This window comes from Paenibacillus amylolyticus (assembly GCF_047302515.1).
Lineage (GTDB): Bacteria > Bacillota > Bacilli > Paenibacillales > Paenibacillaceae > Paenibacillus > Paenibacillus amylolyticus_G.
Window position 1 is genome coordinate 607,345 of record NZ_CP168019.1, and the last position, 16,815, is coordinate 624,159.

21 protein-coding genes are annotated in these 16,815 nt (G+C 41.3%); 20 read left to right on the forward strand and 1 reads right to left on the reverse strand.

Annotated elements, in window-relative coordinates; translation table 11 throughout:
• The first annotated feature begins 119 nt into the window (after nt 1-119).
• The 14 genes from lanKC (at nt 120) to ACDJ59_RS02835 (ending at nt 11,170) form a co-directional block, all read left to right on the forward strand.
• Nucleotides 120-2,732 (forward strand): class III lanthionine synthetase LanKC, encoded by a 2,613-nt coding sequence (lanKC, locus tag ACDJ59_RS02770; protein ID WP_413407553.1) that lies wholly within the window; start codon nt 120-122, stop codon nt 2,730-2,732.
• Nucleotides 2,733-2,797: 65 nt separating this feature from the next.
• Entirely contained in the window at nt 2,798-2,926 is a 129-nt protein-coding gene (locus ACDJ59_RS02775; RefSeq protein ID WP_218639195.1) for a class III lanthipeptide, read from the forward strand.
• Between the two features lie 36 nt (nt 2,927-2,962).
• Nucleotides 2,963-3,091, forward strand: a complete 129-nt coding sequence (locus ACDJ59_RS02780) for a class III lanthipeptide (RefSeq protein WP_341008527.1) — start codon at nt 2,963-2,965, stop codon at nt 3,089-3,091.
• Nucleotides 3,092-3,236: 145 nt separating this feature from the next.
• Nucleotides 3,237-4,070 (forward strand): class I SAM-dependent methyltransferase, encoded by an 834-nt coding sequence (locus tag ACDJ59_RS02785; protein ID WP_413407554.1) that lies wholly within the window; start codon nt 3,237-3,239, stop codon nt 4,068-4,070.
• Nucleotides 4,071-4,688: 618 nt separating this feature from the next.
• Nucleotides 4,689-5,915, forward strand: coding sequence for an amidohydrolase (locus ACDJ59_RS02790; RefSeq protein WP_413407555.1), 1,227 nt, complete (start codon nt 4,689-4,691; stop codon nt 5,913-5,915).
• 127 nt (nt 5,916-6,042) lie between these two features.
• On the forward strand, nt 6,043-6,453 hold the full coding sequence (locus ACDJ59_RS02795; RefSeq protein ID WP_413407556.1) for a GNAT family N-acetyltransferase: 411 nt from the start codon (nt 6,043-6,045) through the stop codon (nt 6,451-6,453).
• A 32-nt stretch (nt 6,454-6,485) separates the two neighbouring features.
• On the forward strand, nt 6,486-6,935 hold the full coding sequence (locus ACDJ59_RS02800) for a GNAT family N-acetyltransferase (protein ID WP_413409702.1): 450 nt from the start codon (nt 6,486-6,488) through the stop codon (nt 6,933-6,935).
• A 17-nt stretch (nt 6,936-6,952) separates the two neighbouring features.
• Entirely contained in the window at nt 6,953-7,381 is a 429-nt protein-coding gene (locus ACDJ59_RS02805) for a GNAT family N-acetyltransferase (RefSeq protein ID WP_413407557.1), read from the forward strand.
• A 41-nt stretch (nt 7,382-7,422) separates the two neighbouring features.
• Nucleotides 7,423-8,151, forward strand: a complete 729-nt coding sequence (locus tag ACDJ59_RS02810) for a DUF1361 domain-containing protein (RefSeq protein ID WP_413407559.1) — start codon at nt 7,423-7,425, stop codon at nt 8,149-8,151.
• A 122-nt stretch (nt 8,152-8,273) separates the two neighbouring features.
• Nucleotides 8,274-9,218: a GNAT family N-acetyltransferase gene (locus ACDJ59_RS02815; RefSeq protein WP_413407560.1), complete on the forward strand. Its 945-nt coding sequence runs from the start codon at nt 8,274-8,276 to the stop codon at nt 9,216-9,218.
• Entirely contained in the window at nt 9,215-9,955 is a 741-nt protein-coding gene (locus ACDJ59_RS02820; protein WP_413407561.1) for a metallophosphoesterase family protein, read from the forward strand. The genes ACDJ59_RS02815 and ACDJ59_RS02820 overlap by 4 nt, the downstream gene beginning before the upstream one ends.
• A gap of 34 nt (nt 9,956-9,989) precedes the next feature.
• Nucleotides 9,990-10,139, forward strand: a complete 150-nt coding sequence (locus ACDJ59_RS02825; protein ID WP_164783341.1) for a hypothetical protein — start codon at nt 9,990-9,992, stop codon at nt 10,137-10,139.
• Between the two features lie 17 nt (nt 10,140-10,156).
• Nucleotides 10,157-10,615, forward strand: coding sequence for an NUDIX hydrolase (locus tag ACDJ59_RS02830; RefSeq protein ID WP_413407562.1), 459 nt, complete (start codon nt 10,157-10,159; stop codon nt 10,613-10,615).
• Nucleotides 10,616-10,642: 27 nt separating this feature from the next.
• A complete protein-coding gene (locus tag ACDJ59_RS02835) occupies nt 10,643-11,170 on the forward strand; it encodes a DinB family protein (RefSeq protein ID WP_413407563.1) in 528 nt (175 codons plus the stop codon).
• A 66-nt stretch (nt 11,171-11,236) separates the two neighbouring features.
• Here ACDJ59_RS02835 and ACDJ59_RS02840 read toward each other — a convergent pair whose 3' ends face one another.
• Nucleotides 11,237-12,142 carry an ArsR/SmtB family transcription factor gene (locus ACDJ59_RS02840; protein ID WP_413407564.1) on the reverse strand — a complete coding sequence of 302 codons (906 nt, stop codon included), beginning with the start codon at nt 12,140-12,142 and terminating at the stop codon, nt 11,237-11,239.
• 180 nt (nt 12,143-12,322) lie between these two features.
• Between ACDJ59_RS02840 and ACDJ59_RS02845 the strand changes: the two genes are divergently transcribed.
• The 6 genes from ACDJ59_RS02845 (at nt 12,323) to ACDJ59_RS02870 (ending at nt 16,627) form a co-directional block, all read left to right on the forward strand.
• Nucleotides 12,323-13,813: a glycoside hydrolase family 43 protein gene (locus ACDJ59_RS02845; RefSeq protein ID WP_413407565.1), complete on the forward strand. Its 1,491-nt coding sequence runs from the start codon at nt 12,323-12,325 to the stop codon at nt 13,811-13,813.
• Between the two features lie 98 nt (nt 13,814-13,911).
• The gene (locus ACDJ59_RS02850) at nt 13,912-14,484 is read left to right on the forward strand and encodes a hypothetical protein (protein ID WP_413407566.1); all 573 of its coding nucleotides are present in this window, start codon (nt 13,912-13,914) and stop codon (nt 14,482-14,484) included.
• Between the two features lie 100 nt (nt 14,485-14,584).
• Nucleotides 14,585-15,130, forward strand: a complete 546-nt coding sequence (locus ACDJ59_RS02855; protein ID WP_413407567.1) for a GrpB family protein — start codon at nt 14,585-14,587, stop codon at nt 15,128-15,130.
• A 40-nt stretch (nt 15,131-15,170) separates the two neighbouring features.
• On the forward strand, nt 15,171-15,593 hold the full coding sequence (locus ACDJ59_RS02860) for a hypothetical protein (RefSeq protein ID WP_413407568.1): 423 nt from the start codon (nt 15,171-15,173) through the stop codon (nt 15,591-15,593).
• A 30-nt stretch (nt 15,594-15,623) separates the two neighbouring features.
• On the forward strand, nt 15,624-16,145 hold the full coding sequence (locus ACDJ59_RS02865; protein WP_413407569.1) for a cysteine hydrolase family protein: 522 nt from the start codon (nt 15,624-15,626) through the stop codon (nt 16,143-16,145).
• Between the two features lie 125 nt (nt 16,146-16,270).
• Nucleotides 16,271-16,627 carry a hypothetical protein gene (locus ACDJ59_RS02870; RefSeq protein WP_413407570.1) on the forward strand — a complete coding sequence of 119 codons (357 nt, stop codon included), beginning with the start codon at nt 16,271-16,273 and terminating at the stop codon, nt 16,625-16,627.
• Nucleotides 16,628-16,815: the final 188 nt, after the last annotated feature.

The window sequence follows — 16,815 nt, forward strand, 5'->3', positions numbered from 1 at the left end:
GACAATTTTATAAAACAGTCTCAAAATTTTTTTGAAGACTGTTTTAATAGGTAATTCGTCTAACAAGGTTAATTATTTCGATAATAGAGTATGTTAAAGCTAAATCGGAGGGGTTATTTATGGAAGGAAATATGCTTTACAATCTATATTTAAAACCAAACTCAGAATATTACGGTAAATTGGAGAATGATGAAAAAAAGCAGAATAGGTATGAACTTGGTGACATTCCTGATACATATGCGGTTATCTCAGATCGTGAATCGGTTTGGAAGCACTATCATGTTAAAGGTTCAAGACTTCCTGATCAGGGATGGAAAATTCATGTTACAGCGTTATTCGAAGAATCACAGAACCTGCTAGATCGGGTTTCTAAATTATGTATAGATGAGCGGATTGAGTTCAAGCACCTCAAGGATAGACAAAGTTTTATCAAAACGAATTCGAAGAATGCCAATCGTGCTTCTTCGGGGAAGTTTATAACAATATACCCTGTGAATAACAATGTCTTTGTAAAATTGTTAGACATGTTATGTCTGGCAACCCAAGGATTTAAGAAAGGCGCATATATACTTAGTGATAAGAGATGGAAAAATAGTAATGTATTTTACAGATATGGTGGATTCAGAAGTATATATAATGAATATGGAGAACATTGTATTAAGGATGGACAAGGTAATCTAGTTAAAGATGAGAGAACGCCCTTTTATCAGGTTCCTGATTTTGTGAAAGATTTTGATGATTATCTGAATTCACTAAATTATTCTGATGATCTGGAAACTAAAGGGGATGGCAATTTAGAGCGATATGAGATTGAAAGTGCACTTAGCTATAGTAATGCGGGTGGGGTATACCGTGCGACTCGAAAGAAAGATAACCTGAATGTGATTATCAAGGAAGCCAGGCCAAATGCTGGTTTGGACGGTTCAGCTCATGACTCCTTATCGAGACAGATAAAGGAATATGATGCTTTAGCGAAGCTTAAAGATGTAACGGGCGTTGTAAGTTTAATAGAGTATTTTCAAGAATGGGAGCACTACTTTTTGGTGGAGGAATTCATTGAAGGGGGAGACTTAAGGCAGTGGCTCGCTCAACACTTTCCATTCTTTAGAGACGATGAGCGTATGCGTAATCATGCCGCAAATGTTAAAAAGGTATTGTTGCAACTTTTTACGCTGATAGATCAGATGCATAAAAAAGGAATAGCCATGGGTGATTTTCAGCCAGCGAATATAATGGTGGCTGATGACTTAACCGTGAGGCTAATTGATTTTGAAACAGCTATGCATGTAACCTCCAAAGACAAACCCACTATGATGACCATCGGATTCGCATCCCAGGAAATGAAGATCAGTGGAGCGAGAGATTGGTTTGGATTGAAGAAATTAACAAAGTATCTGGCTCTTCCAGTGTTATCTTCGGAAGTTTTAGATGAGTACCTACAATACAATCACTTCAGATGGATAAAAGAGATTTATGAAGATTCATTCTACCAATTTATTGTAGATTTACAAGAGAAATGTGACCAAAAAATAAGAAATTACCAAGAGTATTTTCCAAAAGAAATGGTCCTTTATGATAAAACAAGTGACTTTAACATTTCCTCAATCACGAAGAAATTAATAGAGGGCATGCAGGATAATTTAACAAATGATGAAAGATTTGTTCATGGAGATATCCGCCAGTTTGAGATGAATGGGGGTAAATTCAACTTTTTAACTGGTGGGACTGGTGCTGCTTTTACACTTATCAAAAATAATACGAACTCTCTAGAAGTCGATAAGTGGATCCAAGACTTTTTGTTAGGAAATTTAAATACTATTGAATCCAATGGTATGTTTGATGGGAAAACAGGGATATTGGCTTTATTGTATGAAACAGGTTATGAGGCAGTTGTCTTAAATGAATTGAAGAACATAAGAGCTAATATGAACGAATCCAATATTTCTTTGCGCTCAGGTCTTTCAGGAATAGGACTGTTCGTCATCAGTTTATATATCGAGACAGAAAACGATGAATATTTACAGTTTGCGAAGGAAATTGAAGAGTCAATTGAAAGAAATCGAAATAACGATGCGCGGTTTAGCACGAATGATTGGATGGCAGTAGGGATAGGAGTAATTGATGGGTTATCGGGTGTCTCTCTCTTTTATTCCGCCATGTATTCCATCACGGATGATAAACAGTATTTGGAGAGAGCTAGACAATTAATAAAGGAGGATCTAGAAAAAACAATATTTGACGAGGTAACCGGCTCCCTACAAACATTGGATAATCGAAATCGTCAATTGCCCTACCTTTCAGGAGGATCGATTGGAATTGGAATTGCAATATGGTTTCTAAATCATGTAAGTGGAGAAGATGCTTATCAAGAAGAAATCAATGCGATTACAAAGTTGTCACAGATCTGTTCCACTATTAGTGGTGGGTTGTTCGATGGGGCAGGAAGCTTCCTTTTAATTCCTTCTTTGATGAAAAATATCGGGGGACGTGAAGTAATTATTAAAGAGGTATTGAGCCTGCTTAATTTATTCTTAATTGATAAAAATGGATATTATGTATACCCGGGTCAATTCTCATATAGGCTAGCGGATGATGTTTATACAGGTAGCGCGGGAATAATACTGGCATTGATGGGGATCGTCAAAGATAACCCGCTCTATTGGTTGCCACTTGTCAATTTAGATGAATTTCTGACAAGAACTAAAGCTCACGATGTTTCAGTAACGAGTTAATAAAAATTAGTTGAGAAATATATGGGTATATTGTTGAACATAAATTTTCGGAGGAGGTGAAAACAATGAATGCAGTATTGGAATTGCAAAAACTAGCGAAAGACAAAGAAGGTAAAGGCCAAGCTGTGGATGGAACAATTACAACCACATGGACTGTAACTACGTTTCTCTCAACAATCAGTAACAGCTGTTAAAAGTATAATTTCCACTCAGAAAAGGAGCTGAAAGCAATGAAAGCAGTATTGGAATTGCAAAAATTAGCAAAAGACAAAGAAGGTAAAGGTCAAGCCGTGGATGGAACAATTACAACCACCTGGACTGTAACTACGTTCCTATCAACAATCAGTAACAGCTGTTAAAAAATCTATGAAATAGAACTGCAAAAAACGCGCCATTTTACTAACTTCAATAACTGGTTGCTTAGCTGATTTTAGCTGATCTTCAGCTAAGCAACGCATTATTTTAGATACAAACCAACCATTAAAAATCAATAGAGGTGAAAAAATGGAAAAATTACTGGATATAGCTAAAATTCCCGAGCCATTTGAGGAAGGATCAGTACAAATCTGGCTTGACTCAAACCGGGCTGACTTTGTTTTGAAAGCTCATTTTGATGAAAATATTCCTGGTGGAAGCAAGGGGAATTATTTTATTGATGAAACTGTTAATTTTATTAGCGAAATTGCACCATTGACGAAGTATAAAAAGATCATTGATTTAGGTTGTGGCCCAGGCCTGTATTCCCAAAATTTAGCTGCTAGGGGATATGACGTTGTTGGTGTGGATTTTAATGAAAAATCAATTGAATACGCAGTTCACGAAGCCCAAAAAAAGGGTTTAATAATAGACTACAGAATCGAAGATATGACTAACATTGAGATTGAACAGGAGTTTGATCTTGCTCTACTAATCTATGAAATCTATAGTGTCTTTAATCCGGAAAACAGAAAGAAAATACTTAGCAATATCCATCGTGGTTTAAAGTCCGGAGGATTAGTTCTATTAGATGTGTTATCGGAGAATAGTTACGAAAAATTTGAGCAAAATTTTATGTGGGGTTTAACTAGAAAAGATAATCCATTTTCGGATAAAAAACATTTATCTTTATTTGCTTCAATAAAATACCCTGATCATGTGACTTTGTCAAAAAATGTTCTCGTTTTTGGAGATGGTGAGCTAGTTAATTATCATTACTGGAATCAACATTTTACGATTGAAAGTCTGGAAAAAGAAGTGAATGATGCCGGATTTACTCTCGAAAAAATATATGCAGATGTGAATGGTGGAGAGTATCAAGCGGAGGGTGAGTCTTTCGCGGCGGTTTTAAAGAAGAAATAAGGATTATGTCCCGCCACCGACAGTTTTCACATTAAATGCTTCATCTCGAACGTCCTCTCTCTCCAGTCATGCATGGAATTACACCGGTTCTTTACTTTTTGGTTCATGCTGCGGATCCTCTGCTTACTCTCTCGATCAACGCGAGAGGATTCCGTTATTTTCTGGAGAGACTTATGATGTGAAAAATCATTCGGAGCAGTATGCTTCAGATTATCCATATCACTTCATGTTTATCTCCATAAAGCCTGGAGATAGTCCAAGCAAGCGTCATATTTACATAATAAGTTTTGTATGCTATTAGAGCGTTTACATAAGCGACCAGCACATTGAAGGCATGACGGATGAAGGGCATGCGCGGTTTCGTTTTTAATGAGATTGGATGAATGTATAGACAGATGGATGGAAAATAAATCTCTGATAGGAGATTGAACGCGTAGGACAGGCACTGGATTGTGTCTGTTTTTTGGCATTCTTTGATCCGTAGCGAGCCAAACGATCTGCATATGGGACACCAACGTTTTATATATTTTTGCCCAGTGAACCCTTATGGTACCATGGTTTAATAAATAATTAGATGCATGATGTACGAAAAAAACGGACTGAAATGAGGGATGACATATGGAAAAGGTCTACTGGTTAACAAACGTGACTTTGGAGCGGGATTATGTTCGGGAGGGGAAACAGGTGACAGGGACACGGACAAGCCCCGCTCATCTGCGGATTGAAGATGGAGTGATCGCGGAGATTGTGGAAGGAAACAACCCGTTGTCTAGCGATCTACCACAAGTAGATGGCAAGGGACTTCTGCTGCTGCCTTCGTTCGAGGAGGCACATATTCATCTGGATAAAACCTACTACGATGGGCCGTGGACAGCCGTTAAGCGTATTTCCAGTATTTTCGAACGTATTGAAGAAGAAAAGGTTCTGTTGCCCAAGTTGTTACCAGATGCCAAGCGTCAAGCGGAGAGTATTCTGACCTTGATTCAGGGGTACGGCTCCACTCATGTACGTAGTCATTGCAATATTGAACCCGTCAGTGGCTTGAAAAGACTGGAAGCGACGTGGCAGGCTCTGGAATCATTTTCGGGCAAAATCTCTTCGGAGATCGTGGCTTTCCCGCAGCATGGACTGCTTCGCTCCCATTCAGTGGAGCTTATGGGCCAAGCGATGAAGGAAGGTGCAACGCATGTGGGCGGACTTGATCCTCATACGGTGGACGAACAGATTGAGAAATCATTGAACGCCATGGTTGAACTGGCTGTTCAGCACCAGGCGGGCATCGATATTCATCTGCATGATGGCGGGCAGGCTGGCAAACAAACGCTGTTGGAACTCGCAAATCTGACCGAAGCAGCAGGGCTTCAGGGTAAAGTTACGGTAAGTCATGCGTTCTGGTTCGCCAGCGCAGAGCAGCAGGAAGCAGAAGATATGGCGCAGCGAATGGCTTCGCTTGGGATGAGCATTGCTTCCACGGTGCCTATTGGCAGAACGATGATGCCTCTTCCCATGCTCCACCGTATGGGTGTGAACGTGAAGCTGGCCACAGACAGCCTGACGGATCATTGGTCTCCTTTTGGCAATGGGGATCTGCTTGAGAAAGCGGGACGATTCGCAGAACTGTACGGATATAGTGACGAATTGTCCTTGTCTCAATCTTTGGCATTCGTAACAGGGGGTATCACACCGCTGGATTCACAAGGGGAACAGGTCTGGCCGAAGGTAGGCGACACCGCGAGTTTTGTATTGGTGCATGCGAGTTGTTCGGCGGAGGCCGTTGCGCGGCGATCTGCGCGGCAGGCCGTATGGTACAAGGGGCAATTGGTCAGCGGATCAACAGCGGATTGAGGGAAATAGAGCGGGTGCAGCCACGGGAAACCGTGGTTTTTGGCATGGGAGAAAAAGAGGAAAGAACTGTTCGCATATACCACATTTTGGGTTATGATGGACGTAGTTAATGAAGGGAGTAATACAAATGAAGATTGAGTATGCAACGGAAGCTGACTACGACTACATCATTGAAAGAGATCGGCATATCCATCAGCCACTTGTGAAAACGAAGATTAGTGAGAAAGAAATATTCATCCTATGGGACGAGGACGAGGGATCAAGAGTTGGATGGATGAGGTACGGGTACTTTTGGGATAACCTTCCCTTCATGAATATGATCTGGATTGATGAACCCTATCGAAACGGCGGGTATGGCAAAAAAGTCGTGCATTACTGGGAAAATCTAATGAAGCAACAAGGCTTTGATACGGTGATGACTTCAACGCAATCAGACGAACATGCCCAACATTTCTATCGAAAGCTGGGGTATGTTGATGCAGGGGCTCTGTTGCTGGATACACAACCTTTGGAGATTATATTAATCAAGAAAATCTAGTAAATAAGCTGCAAGGAGAGAGGATTGTGGATATGGAGCAAGTGACGTTACAACCCATAACCAAAGAAAATGAACTTGAGTGCATCCACCTTAAACCACGGGAAGATCAGCTGGATTTGGTCGCAAGCAATGCGGATTCATTGATTCATGCGACGAAGGAGATTACATCCAAACCATACGGCATTTTGGCAGAGGATCAGATGGTCGGTTTTATTTTATTTGATAACGAGATCTACAATGACGGGTATTACTGGATTCTGCGCTTCATGATTGATGAGAAGTACCAGGGGAGGGGTTACGGCAAACTTGCCATTCAAGAAGTGATTCATATGTTGCAAGAGAGAAGTGACTGCCAGCAAATCAGGGTATCCCATGTTCCGCATAACATTGCGGCAAATGCGCTGTACAAACGTTGCGGGTTTCAAGAAACGGGAGAGTTTGAAGACAACGGTGATATCATTTTAAGTTATCAAGTGAGGTAACAAGGAGGGGAAGCTTGATGATAAGAGAGGCAGAAGCTAGGGATGCAGCGGTTATCGAAAGACTGTATAAAGAATTATTGCCGAACAACTTAAACACGAAGGTACTGGCAGAACGGATTGAAGAGGTTCGGAATAACCCAAACAGTTTCTTGTTTGTGTATGAAATGGATGATCAGGTGATCGGCACGGCTCATTTACATATTTGTCTGGATGCATTGGTGGAAAATAGACCATTCGGCGTAGTTGAGCGGGTTATCATTACGGAACATGTGCAGAGCAAGGGATATGGATCTGAATTGATGAAACATATAGAGCATGTATGTGTGCAGAAAAATTGTGTGAAGGTGTTTCTTACGAGCGGATCATCCAGAAACGAAGCACATCACTTTTATACGAAATTGGGGTATGACGGAGAATCCAGCAAGGCATTTAAAAAGTATTTATAACTTATAACAATCATCAAGGAAAAGGAAGTAGAAGCAAAGAAATGAAAGATAACAAACATCCGGTTCAAGAACTCCAACTCATCGTTACTTTGCTCGTGGCTACTCTTTGCTGTCTAGGTGTTGTGATGTATTTACGTGCCCAAACAGATACAAATATGTATCGATTTTTAAGTTGGGATATGTTCCTGGCATGGGTACCCTTCATCATCTCATCCTGCATTAGATACATATTTAATAAGAAATTAACCACAACGAGCATGATATGTATGGGGCTGATGTGTGGAGTATGGCTCTTTTTTCTGCCCAATGCGGCCTATCTTTTTACGGAGATTCTGCATTCATTCAGATATTTTGATGCTCAAGGGGAGGTTAGATTTTGGGTTAATATTGATTTTTGGTATGGACTCACTCTGACGTTTGCCGTAGCGATCATCGGATTGCTGCTCTCGACTTGTTCGATCATTCAAATCCACGGAATGTTAAACAAATTAGTAAATAAGTACATTAGTATGATCGTTGTCGGTGTTATTTTGCTATTGAGCAGTATAGGGGTCTACATTGGCAGATTTAATCGGTGGAATTCGTGGGATGTATTATCCAGGCCCGGGAAGATCTTCGTGGATCTTGTGAATGATTTTAATGCGGCGAACAGCATAATGGTTGAGTTTGTCGCCATTGTATTTACGGTTCAACTTTTTGGATACGTTATTTTATCTTTGCTAACCGCAAGGTCTAGCAGTTCATCTTCATTGGAAAGGATAAGGGTCTGAAGGACATGTTGGATTTCTCGAACGTATGGAGGCACAGCATGTGTTAATTCATGTTCACGGGGTGGCGTATAGAAAGGTTCTTTAATTGCTGTACATGTAATTAGATTGAGGAGGAATGACGTATGAGTTTAACTGAGTGGTCTACAGATATTCTTCAATATGATCTGTCGGATGAATATTCGATTCGCAAAGCTGATTTTGCTGAATGGGGATTATATTGCACGGTTTATTATGATATGCGTTATGTCGGATTTTTCAGAGAAGAAGAGTTCAGTTCTTCCAAGATCAGTGCGTACTGGATTTACAAGGGGGAAAGCAAAATAGGTGGTGTGAGAATGGAGCCTAACCGGATGTATCATTTGTTTTTTATCCCACCATTCCAGCAGTGCTTTGAGGTATTGAAGCTTCTGAAGCATAAATTATTACAGTGGTCGGATCGCACCAAACGCATTCTGACCTTTGAGATTCTTCCAGACCAAGTCGATCTATATGCAAGAGCTGGATTCTGGCCAGTGGAGTTCAGATGTCGCTGGATGCAGCGGCCTACAGATCATTTTGAAATCGAATGGGATAGCAGGGTAACCGTGAGGAGTCCAAAGATTATTGAAAGTGAAACCGGCACCAGAAAATATGTGAATGAAGATGAAATTGCTCAATGTGACCTGGAGAGTTTTGCAGGAAGTCTTGAAGCTACACGCAGAAAACATACCACTCTTGCAGATTTTATACCAAGCGATGACCCTAATTATACCAATGAAATTCTGACCCAAGCTTCTACGTTTGTATACGACAAGGAAACGGGACAACTTATTGCAAATTGTCGTCTTTGTCTGCAAGACAATCAGGCTGCGGTATATAGCATAGGGGTTCGTCCGGCATATAGAGGAAAAGGGCTTGCTACGCTGATGTTACAGAGAGCATTAAATGAACTTAAGGGTAAGTATCCCGTTCTACGATTGTATGTGATGCAAGGAAATGATGCAGAGTCCGTGTATCTGAATCTGGGCTTTATTCCGGGTGTGCAGGAGATTCAGACAATGTATATTCCTGAGGAGGAATCACAATGAAGATTGCCATCTTAACCGATATTCATGGGAATGTTCCTGCGCTTCAAGCGGTATTGGCTGATATCGATTTAAGAGGGGATGTTGAGCATACATTTTGTTTGGGGGATATGATCGGTATTGGCCCTTACTCCAATGAAGTGATCGAGATGTTGTACAGCCGTAAAAATATGATAGCGATTTCAGGGAATCACGAAGAGGCCGTATTGAGTTTACTCCAAAATAAGGGGCCATTAGAAGGGCATAAAGGCATGGCTGAGCACCATGAATGGATTGGTCAACATCTAAGTGTAGAATCGATCAAGAGAATACAAGCTCTACCGAAATTCGTTGAAAAAGAGGTAGAAGGACATCGTTTCCTTTTGACTCACTATCATATGAGCAACGACAAGTTGGATGTCATCGATAAAGAACCATCCGGTACCAAATTGGACGCGAAGTATCATGGGACGGGCCATGATTTGGTTTGTTTTGGTCATTATCATATTCTTCATTATTATAAGACAGATCAACGAATCTATCTAAATCTGGGCGCTTTAGGCTGTAACGATCTTGCCATAGCTAGATATGGCATCGTGGATCTCCAAGAGGGCAAAGTGGACGTGAAATTCATTGGCGTTCCATATGACAATAGAGAGTATCTGAAATCGTATGAGCGGTTGAACGTTCCAGATCGGGCTTTTATTTTGCAGGCATTCCATGGGAATCAGTTGGAAAGAGAGGATAGTGAACGTTCGTAGCAATGTGTTGTTGCTTTGGAAAGGAGAGATGTACATGGGAATGATCATTATGTTGGTGGTGTATCTGTTCCTCGGTATTTATGTTGTGAAAGTTGGAATAGATAACTCCAAAAATAGCCAGCACACCAAAGAAATATTATCAGAGTTAAGGGAGATTAAGGAACTGTTGAAAGAACGAGGGTAAAGAGGAGGGATGTACTTGTGTCTCGAGCACCATTTCAAATATTAGTTTTTCCTTATATCAGGTTGAAAGATTCAAATGATTATGCATATGCTATCTTTCGAAGATCAAGAGAAGGTTACTGGCAGGGCATAGCTGGGGGAGGGGAAGATGAAGAAAAACCATTAGAAGCAGCTATGAGAGAAGCATTTGAAGAGGCGGGAATCCCTTTAAATAGTAAATACAGGAGTCTTAATTCAAGATCGACTCACTCCGTGGTAGATGTGGTTGGTTATTTTATGTGGGGACCTGATACATTTGTTATTCCTGAGTATTGCTTTGGAGTAGAACTAGATGAAATGGATCTGTCTTTATCCAATGAGCACTCAGAATATAAATGGTTGGCTTATGAAGAAGCTCGTGAAATACTTAAATGGGATAGTAATAGAGTAGCAATCTGGGAATTGAATCAAAGACTGATCAGAGAGTCATCGAAATAGACATGTATTCAAGCGAGGAAGGATGCTATGATTTACGATCTACAAGGTGAAGCCAATATGGAACCTATTGTTGGAATGTTATTTTCTGCGGTAAGAGAGAATAGTGAGCGACTTAAATCGATTACTGAGGGGACGTCGCAAGAAGAGGTAGATTACAAAGGGGAAAAGAACCAGTTTAATAGTACAGCTCAATTAATACGACACATTATGTTTGTTGATATGAATTGGGTTTATAGAATAAAGGGAGTTGTCCTTCCGCAGTCATTAATAGAGCAATATGGTCCCATGACTGATGAAAATAATAGACTTCCGCTGGTTCAAGATGTGTCACGTGACACACTTATCTCTCAATATGAGGGTGTATTAACCCTTCTGAAAGAAACATGCACACAAGTAGCAGATGCTGACCTAGATCGAGTAGTTACTTTTGGACATCAGAACGAAAAGCAAGCTACGGTACGTTGGAGATTATGGCATATGGCTGACCATAACCGTTATCATCAAGCTCATATTAATCAGCTAAGAAAGTGGTTCCAAACACAGAATGATTGCTAACACATAGGCAGGTTATTTTTCTAATGCCAGATCTGATGATATCACCACCTGCCCTCAGCGGTTACTTCAGATCTGAAGTACACGTATAACAATATCCTGATCATGGTTACCAAAACCGGCACCATAGATCGTTAATCCCCCTACGTTGGGGCTTTCCTCGTCAACCGTGAAACGTAGCGTCCAGAACGGTTCGCTAAGCTTAATATCCGCGAGAGTAATGTCTGACATCCGCTCACCATCCATATAGGTACCGGAAGCATCAATGCGGATGGTCTTCAATAAACCGTATTGATTCACATTGCGATGCCACCATTCCGGCGTATATTTGCCGCGTGCTGCTCTGCCAAAGTCGGCAGGGCTTGTCCACGTTCCGAGAGAAACGCCATTGAAGGTGAAACGAATATCGGAAGGCCAATGATCTCGCAATCCCGGAGCCTCAGAGGCTAGTTCCATTGAAATTTCAATAGCATCGGTTGTCTGGTCGGGAAGGACAAAGTTCGGTGTTTTATATTCAACATAGCCCTTCCCAAACCACAGGATAGCGGCGTGTACCCGCTCGGGATCAAGGAAGTAACGCGGATCATCCCATACGCCGATCTCTTTCTCAAGTGTTCCTAGCCCACAGGTAGGGTGGATATCAAAAGCAGTGTAGTGTCCCACGGCTATCGTCTGTTCTCTGGTTCGTGAAGTTTGACTTGCGGACGGCAGCTCGATTTCAATCTGATTTTGCTTGAGGTAACATAATTTGTGCGTCCCTCCGTTGATCCGAACTCGCCTGCTCCCAATTAGACCCGCATCCTCCAGTTTGCGAATATGCATCGTGACAATGGAGGGGCTAAGCTCTAATACTGCGGCAATATCCTTCACATTCATTTCGCGATCTGCAATCATATCCATGATTCTCCATCTGACTTCGCTTGCCAGCGCCTCATATAAAGGAAGGAACTGGGGCTTCCCATTTGCTTTGATCATCTCTACAACTCCCTACCCTCAATCTTCTAAAATCACATATATATTAATTTAATAAAATTAACTCCAAGATGCAATCCAGATTCATTGCAAGTTTACACCCAATGGTGTTTAATTTTTGTAGTTGTTACAAAGTTGAATTCTTATATTTGTGAATTTTATGATAAGAGATGGAGTGGAGTAATGAAATACAATAACCCTGTTGTGAAAGGTTTTTATCCAGACCCTAGTGTGATTAAGGTGCACGATACATACTATATGGTGTGCAGTTCTTTTCAATATTTTCCGTGCGTACCGCTCTTTGAAAGCGAGGATCTGCTGAATTGGAAACAGATTGGTCACTGCCTGACTCGTAAAAGCCAGATTCAGCTAGAGACGGTGAATAGCTCCGGGGGTGTATTTGCCCCAACCATCAGGCATAATGACGGGCGTTTTTATATGGTCACAACGAATGATACGACGCATCAGAACTTCTATGTCTGGACGGACGATATTTACGGAGAATGGTCTGAGCCTATTTATGTGGATCAAGGTGGGATTGATCCCGATTTGTATTTTGAAGATGGAAAAACCTTGTTTATGAGTAATGGCGTGGATGATGAAGGCGTTGGCGGAATTGTCCAGTGTGAGCTTGAGATTGAAAATGGCCGCAAACTGACCCCGAGTCGTTCGATATGGAACGGAACAGGTGGACGATATCTGGAAAGCCCGCATCTCTATAAAATGAACGGTTATTATTACCTGCTTGCAGCCGAAGGCGGCACGGAGTATGGTCACATGGTTACGTATGCTCGGGGCACTTCTTCTTCGGGACCGTTCGAAGCCTATGCGCACAATCCGGTTCTAACCAATCGCAATCTGGGCGGGTATGAGCTCCAGGGCGTGGGGCATGGTGATCTGGTTCAGGATGATCTGGGGAACTGGTGGCTCTTTCACCTGGGATTCCGACAGATCGGCAGATGGGCTACGTACCATCATCTGGGTCGTGAGGTGTTCTTGACTCCGATTACGTTTGATGAAGACGGATGGTTTACAGCCGGGCATGAAGGCACAACACTGACGAGTTTTGAGACCAATCGTATCCCAGATACGGTGATCCAGCAGGATAAGAAGCATTATACGTTTGAAAATACCGACTGGAACCTCGACTGGTGTTATCTTCGTCATCCAAATACAGAGCATTATCAGCTTGAATTAGACAAGCTTACGCTAACAGGCACCGAAGTGACGCTGGACGTTCCAGCATCCCCGACGTTCATCGGGCTACGTCAAAAAGACTTTAATGCAACAATTTCAGTCGATGTCAGTCTGAGGAGTGGAGAAGCCGGGATCACGATCTACATGGATGAGAATCATCATTATGAAGTGGCTATTCGTGGGCAGCAGGACGGTTATAAGGTGATCGAACGTCTAAATATCGGTGATATCAAATCGAGAGAACATGAAGTGGATCTGGGAAATAAACAGCATGCAACGCTGGTGATCCGCTCAAGCCAGGAACGCTACAGTTTCCTGTTTCAAGCAGATGGTGAAGAGATCCTGCTGGGCACAGCACAGACGAGATACCTATCCTCGGAGGTGGCAGGAGGCTTTACAGGCGTACTTATTGGGTTATACGCGAGTGGGCAAGATACTTCAGCTGAGTTTACAAATTTCAAGTGTGATTATCATTAAGAAGTTAAGGGGAGGGCCTAAGGGTCCTTCTCTTTTTTTTAATTTGTGTCAAAATATAGATATATTAATAAATGCCAATAGAAAAGAGGTATGCAAACGTGGAAGTACATTATAAAATGCCGGAATCATTAGAAGGCATCGTTCGAATAGATAAGGAATTACGTAAAGAACATGATGCGACCCTTCATGATTATGTGGGGTTTTATATTAGTTTTAACAATGATGAGGATAGATACTATTGTACGCCAGATGATGCCATCATATTTGGAAGAACAGGGGCAGATGGTGACCATTTTGCTTTTTTCACGTTTAACAGATCCATTAGTGATTTGGAAGAAGCTCCGGTTATCTTTATCCAACCTACGGCGTTTGGTAATCAAGTAACATTAGTGGCCAGAAACCTTAAGGATTTTGTAGCATTATTTATTAATCTTAAGGAAGTATATGTTTTGGAGAGATTTCGATTTTATAAAAACAAATTAGATTTTATGAACGACTATAACGATAACTATATGGAAGATATAAGGATGAGAGAGAGTGATTATCATTTAATTATTGAACTGCTAAAGGAGAATATAAAAGGAATAGCAGAAATTGATGATGTATACGAATACATTATTGAATCCAGAAAACAAATAGAACTCGGAATAAATAATGATGACTTCGGATGATCTCTCTATTGAATCTTTAAAATAGTCTGAATGTAACAAAATGTCAAAAGAACGTGTTATTTAATTATATAGCTTGATTGGATAACCAAGGAGGAGTTGTATGGAGGATCAATGGAGAATTGCGAAGTATGACCCGGCATGGCGTGATTTGTTTCTCGAAACGGGTTCGAAATTAAGAGAGGCATTAGGAGAAAAGGCTGTGCGGATCGATCATGTTGGGTCTACTTCAATTGTGGGTATAGACGCCAAACCTATCATAGATATACAAATATCTGTTGATAATTATGAGAATCTGTCGGACTACAAACGTGAGATCGAAACAGTCGGATTTGTATTTAGAGCAGAAAATCCAGATAAGACTAAACGTTACTTTCGTGAAGAACCCGGAAACAGAAGGATACATATACACGTTAGACAGGCAGGCAGTTTCTCCGAGCAGATGACCTTACTGTTCAGAGACTATTTAAGGGAGCATCCAGAAGATTGTTTGAAATATGCGGAAGAAAAGCACAGACTCATGTCATTGTATAAAGATCAGCGTCCCAAATATGTTGAAGGAAAAGGGCCAACGGTGTGGAGCATATTACAGAGAGCACATCGTTGGTCTCAAGAAATCGGATGGCAACCGGCAAAATCTGATGCATGAGCACATCCAATGATAGAGATAACTGTATTGGAGTGATGAGATGAACATGGGAAGAAAGCTGATGACAACCGTTCTAACCATCATTTGTTTTACTTTGGCTGCAAGTATCATATCGATGAATGAATCCTACAGTTTTGATTTTTACATTCTTATTTATCTGGTATACGCGACTCCCTTGATCCTGTTGATAGGGCTACCTTTATCGATATTGCTAGACTATCTGCTCAGCCGAATACAATTTCCTAATCATGTGTTGTATCTAAGTACGAGGATATTAGGCTATGCATGTGCTGGAGTTTTGGGCATGTACATCTATTATCTGGTCATGGGCGCAGGAGAAGCAATCTTGGATTTCAAAGAGACGTTAGTTCTGACCTTATTCGGCGTTCTTGCTGCTATTCTATTTGTACTAATTGATATGGGATTGGAAGTTTTGTTAAAAAAGCAAAGAAGAAAGAGTTAAATTAAATTGATTTGTCAGGAGGAAAGTAAAATGACAACGCATTGTGCACTTCTAATCATTGACGTACAGGTAGCAATGTTTGATGAAGCAGATCCCGTATATCAAGGGGAACGATTGCTTCAGAAGATCCAGGTGTTAATTGCCAGAGCCCGTGAAGCAGGGCATTCCATCATATATATCCAGCACAGCGAAGGGGCAGGCAGTCCACTGGAACGAGGAACACCGGGGTGGGATATCCATCCGTCCATTGCACCTATAGCTGGTGACCTCGTTATCGAAAAAGAGACACCGGATTCGTTTCACAAAACCAATCTGCATCTGAAATTGCAAGAAGATGGCGTGACGGAGTTGATTCTCGCGGGTATGCAGACCGAGGTATGTGTAGACACGACTTGCCGCAGAGCGTTCAGTCTGGGATACACGGTCAATCTGGTTCAAGATGCGCACAGCACATGGAATTCAAAGACACTTCAAGCGGAGCAGATTATTGCACATCACAATACGGTACTGAGACTGTTTGCCAACGTGATGGATACGGAGAATGCGCTGTAATGCTAGGAAAACGTAGGCGATTCTGGTTTTTCATAGGTGCGGCAATCATGTTTCTGTATTTTCTAATCACGAGTAACCCTGATCCAAATAAGCCGATTTCAAGAAATCAAGTGATAAGCACAGAGATGAGCGTAGTTGTGTACACCAGGACAGGCGACGGTGGAGCACACGTTAGCATTGACAATGTTACGTTAAGTAAAGAAGACACTAGCCGTATAGTCGGCTGGCTGAATGCAGCCCCGGAATCAGCCAAAATACCAGTAGATGATGTCACAGGAAGCATTAGTGCGGGAATTGCTTTGAAATTAAAGCATAACGCTAAAGTTACGATTCAATACAATCGGAAACAGATTATTGTATCCACAAAAAGCAGATTTAATAGAGATTCGAAATATATACTTGATCAAAAGGACTTAAGAGACTTTTTGGATCAAAAGTTGGAAGGGACATATTTTGGTGAAGATACCGTTAGTGTTGAATAAGGGGGAGATGTATTGACGATTAACAAAAGAATAATGAATCTATCAGCCTGGCTTGCTGTATTAGCCATCATATGTATTCCTGGAACTTTACATACTGAAGATGGACCGCTCCGAACAGAGTATGGTTTCCCGCTCCGATTTTTTACGGATTATCATTATGCTAATTCTGAGGGAACTATCTGGTTTAT

Bases quoted from the DNA above. Each gene is read 5' to 3' on its own strand.
- lanKC (WP_413407553.1), top strand. From the start codon at position 120: ATGGAAGGAAATATGCTTTACAATCTATATTTAAAACCAAACTCAGAA.
- ACDJ59_RS02775 (WP_218639195.1), top strand. From the start codon at position 2,798: ATGAATGCAGTATTGGAATTGCAAAAACTAGCGAAAGACAAAGAAGGT.
- ACDJ59_RS02780 (WP_341008527.1), top strand. From the start codon at position 2,963: ATGAAAGCAGTATTGGAATTGCAAAAATTAGCAAAAGACAAAGAAGGT.
- ACDJ59_RS02785 (WP_413407554.1), top strand. From the start codon at position 3,237: ATGGAAAAATTACTGGATATAGCTAAAATTCCCGAGCCATTTGAGGAA.
- ACDJ59_RS02790 (WP_413407555.1), top strand. From the start codon at position 4,689: ATGGAAAAGGTCTACTGGTTAACAAACGTGACTTTGGAGCGGGATTAT.
- ACDJ59_RS02795 (WP_413407556.1), top strand. From the start codon at position 6,043: ATGAAGATTGAGTATGCAACGGAAGCTGACTACGACTACATCATTGAA.
- ACDJ59_RS02800 (WP_413409702.1), top strand. From the start codon at position 6,486: ATGGAGCAAGTGACGTTACAACCCATAACCAAAGAAAATGAACTTGAG.
- ACDJ59_RS02805 (WP_413407557.1), top strand. From the start codon at position 6,953: ATGATAAGAGAGGCAGAAGCTAGGGATGCAGCGGTTATCGAAAGACTG.
- ACDJ59_RS02810 (WP_413407559.1), top strand. From the start codon at position 7,423: ATGAAAGATAACAAACATCCGGTTCAAGAACTCCAACTCATCGTTACT.
- ACDJ59_RS02815 (WP_413407560.1), top strand. From the start codon at position 8,274: ATGAGTTTAACTGAGTGGTCTACAGATATTCTTCAATATGATCTGTCG.
- ACDJ59_RS02820 (WP_413407561.1), top strand. From the start codon at position 9,215: ATGAAGATTGCCATCTTAACCGATATTCATGGGAATGTTCCTGCGCTT.
- ACDJ59_RS02825 (WP_164783341.1), top strand. From the start codon at position 9,990: ATGGGAATGATCATTATGTTGGTGGTGTATCTGTTCCTCGGTATTTAT.
- ACDJ59_RS02835 (WP_413407563.1), top strand. From the start codon at position 10,643: ATGATTTACGATCTACAAGGTGAAGCCAATATGGAACCTATTGTTGGA.
- ACDJ59_RS02840 (WP_413407564.1), bottom strand. From the start codon at position 12,142: ATGATCAAAGCAAATGGGAAGCCCCAGTTCCTTCCTTTATATGAGGCG.
- ACDJ59_RS02845 (WP_413407565.1), top strand. From the start codon at position 12,323: ATGAAATACAATAACCCTGTTGTGAAAGGTTTTTATCCAGACCCTAGT.
- ACDJ59_RS02855 (WP_413407567.1), top strand. From the start codon at position 14,585: ATGGAGGATCAATGGAGAATTGCGAAGTATGACCCGGCATGGCGTGAT.
- ACDJ59_RS02860 (WP_413407568.1), top strand. From the start codon at position 15,171: ATGAACATGGGAAGAAAGCTGATGACAACCGTTCTAACCATCATTTGT.
- ACDJ59_RS02865 (WP_413407569.1), top strand. From the start codon at position 15,624: ATGACAACGCATTGTGCACTTCTAATCATTGACGTACAGGTAGCAATG.
- ACDJ59_RS02870 (WP_413407570.1), top strand. From the start codon at position 16,271: ATGAGCGTAGTTGTGTACACCAGGACAGGCGACGGTGGAGCACACGTT.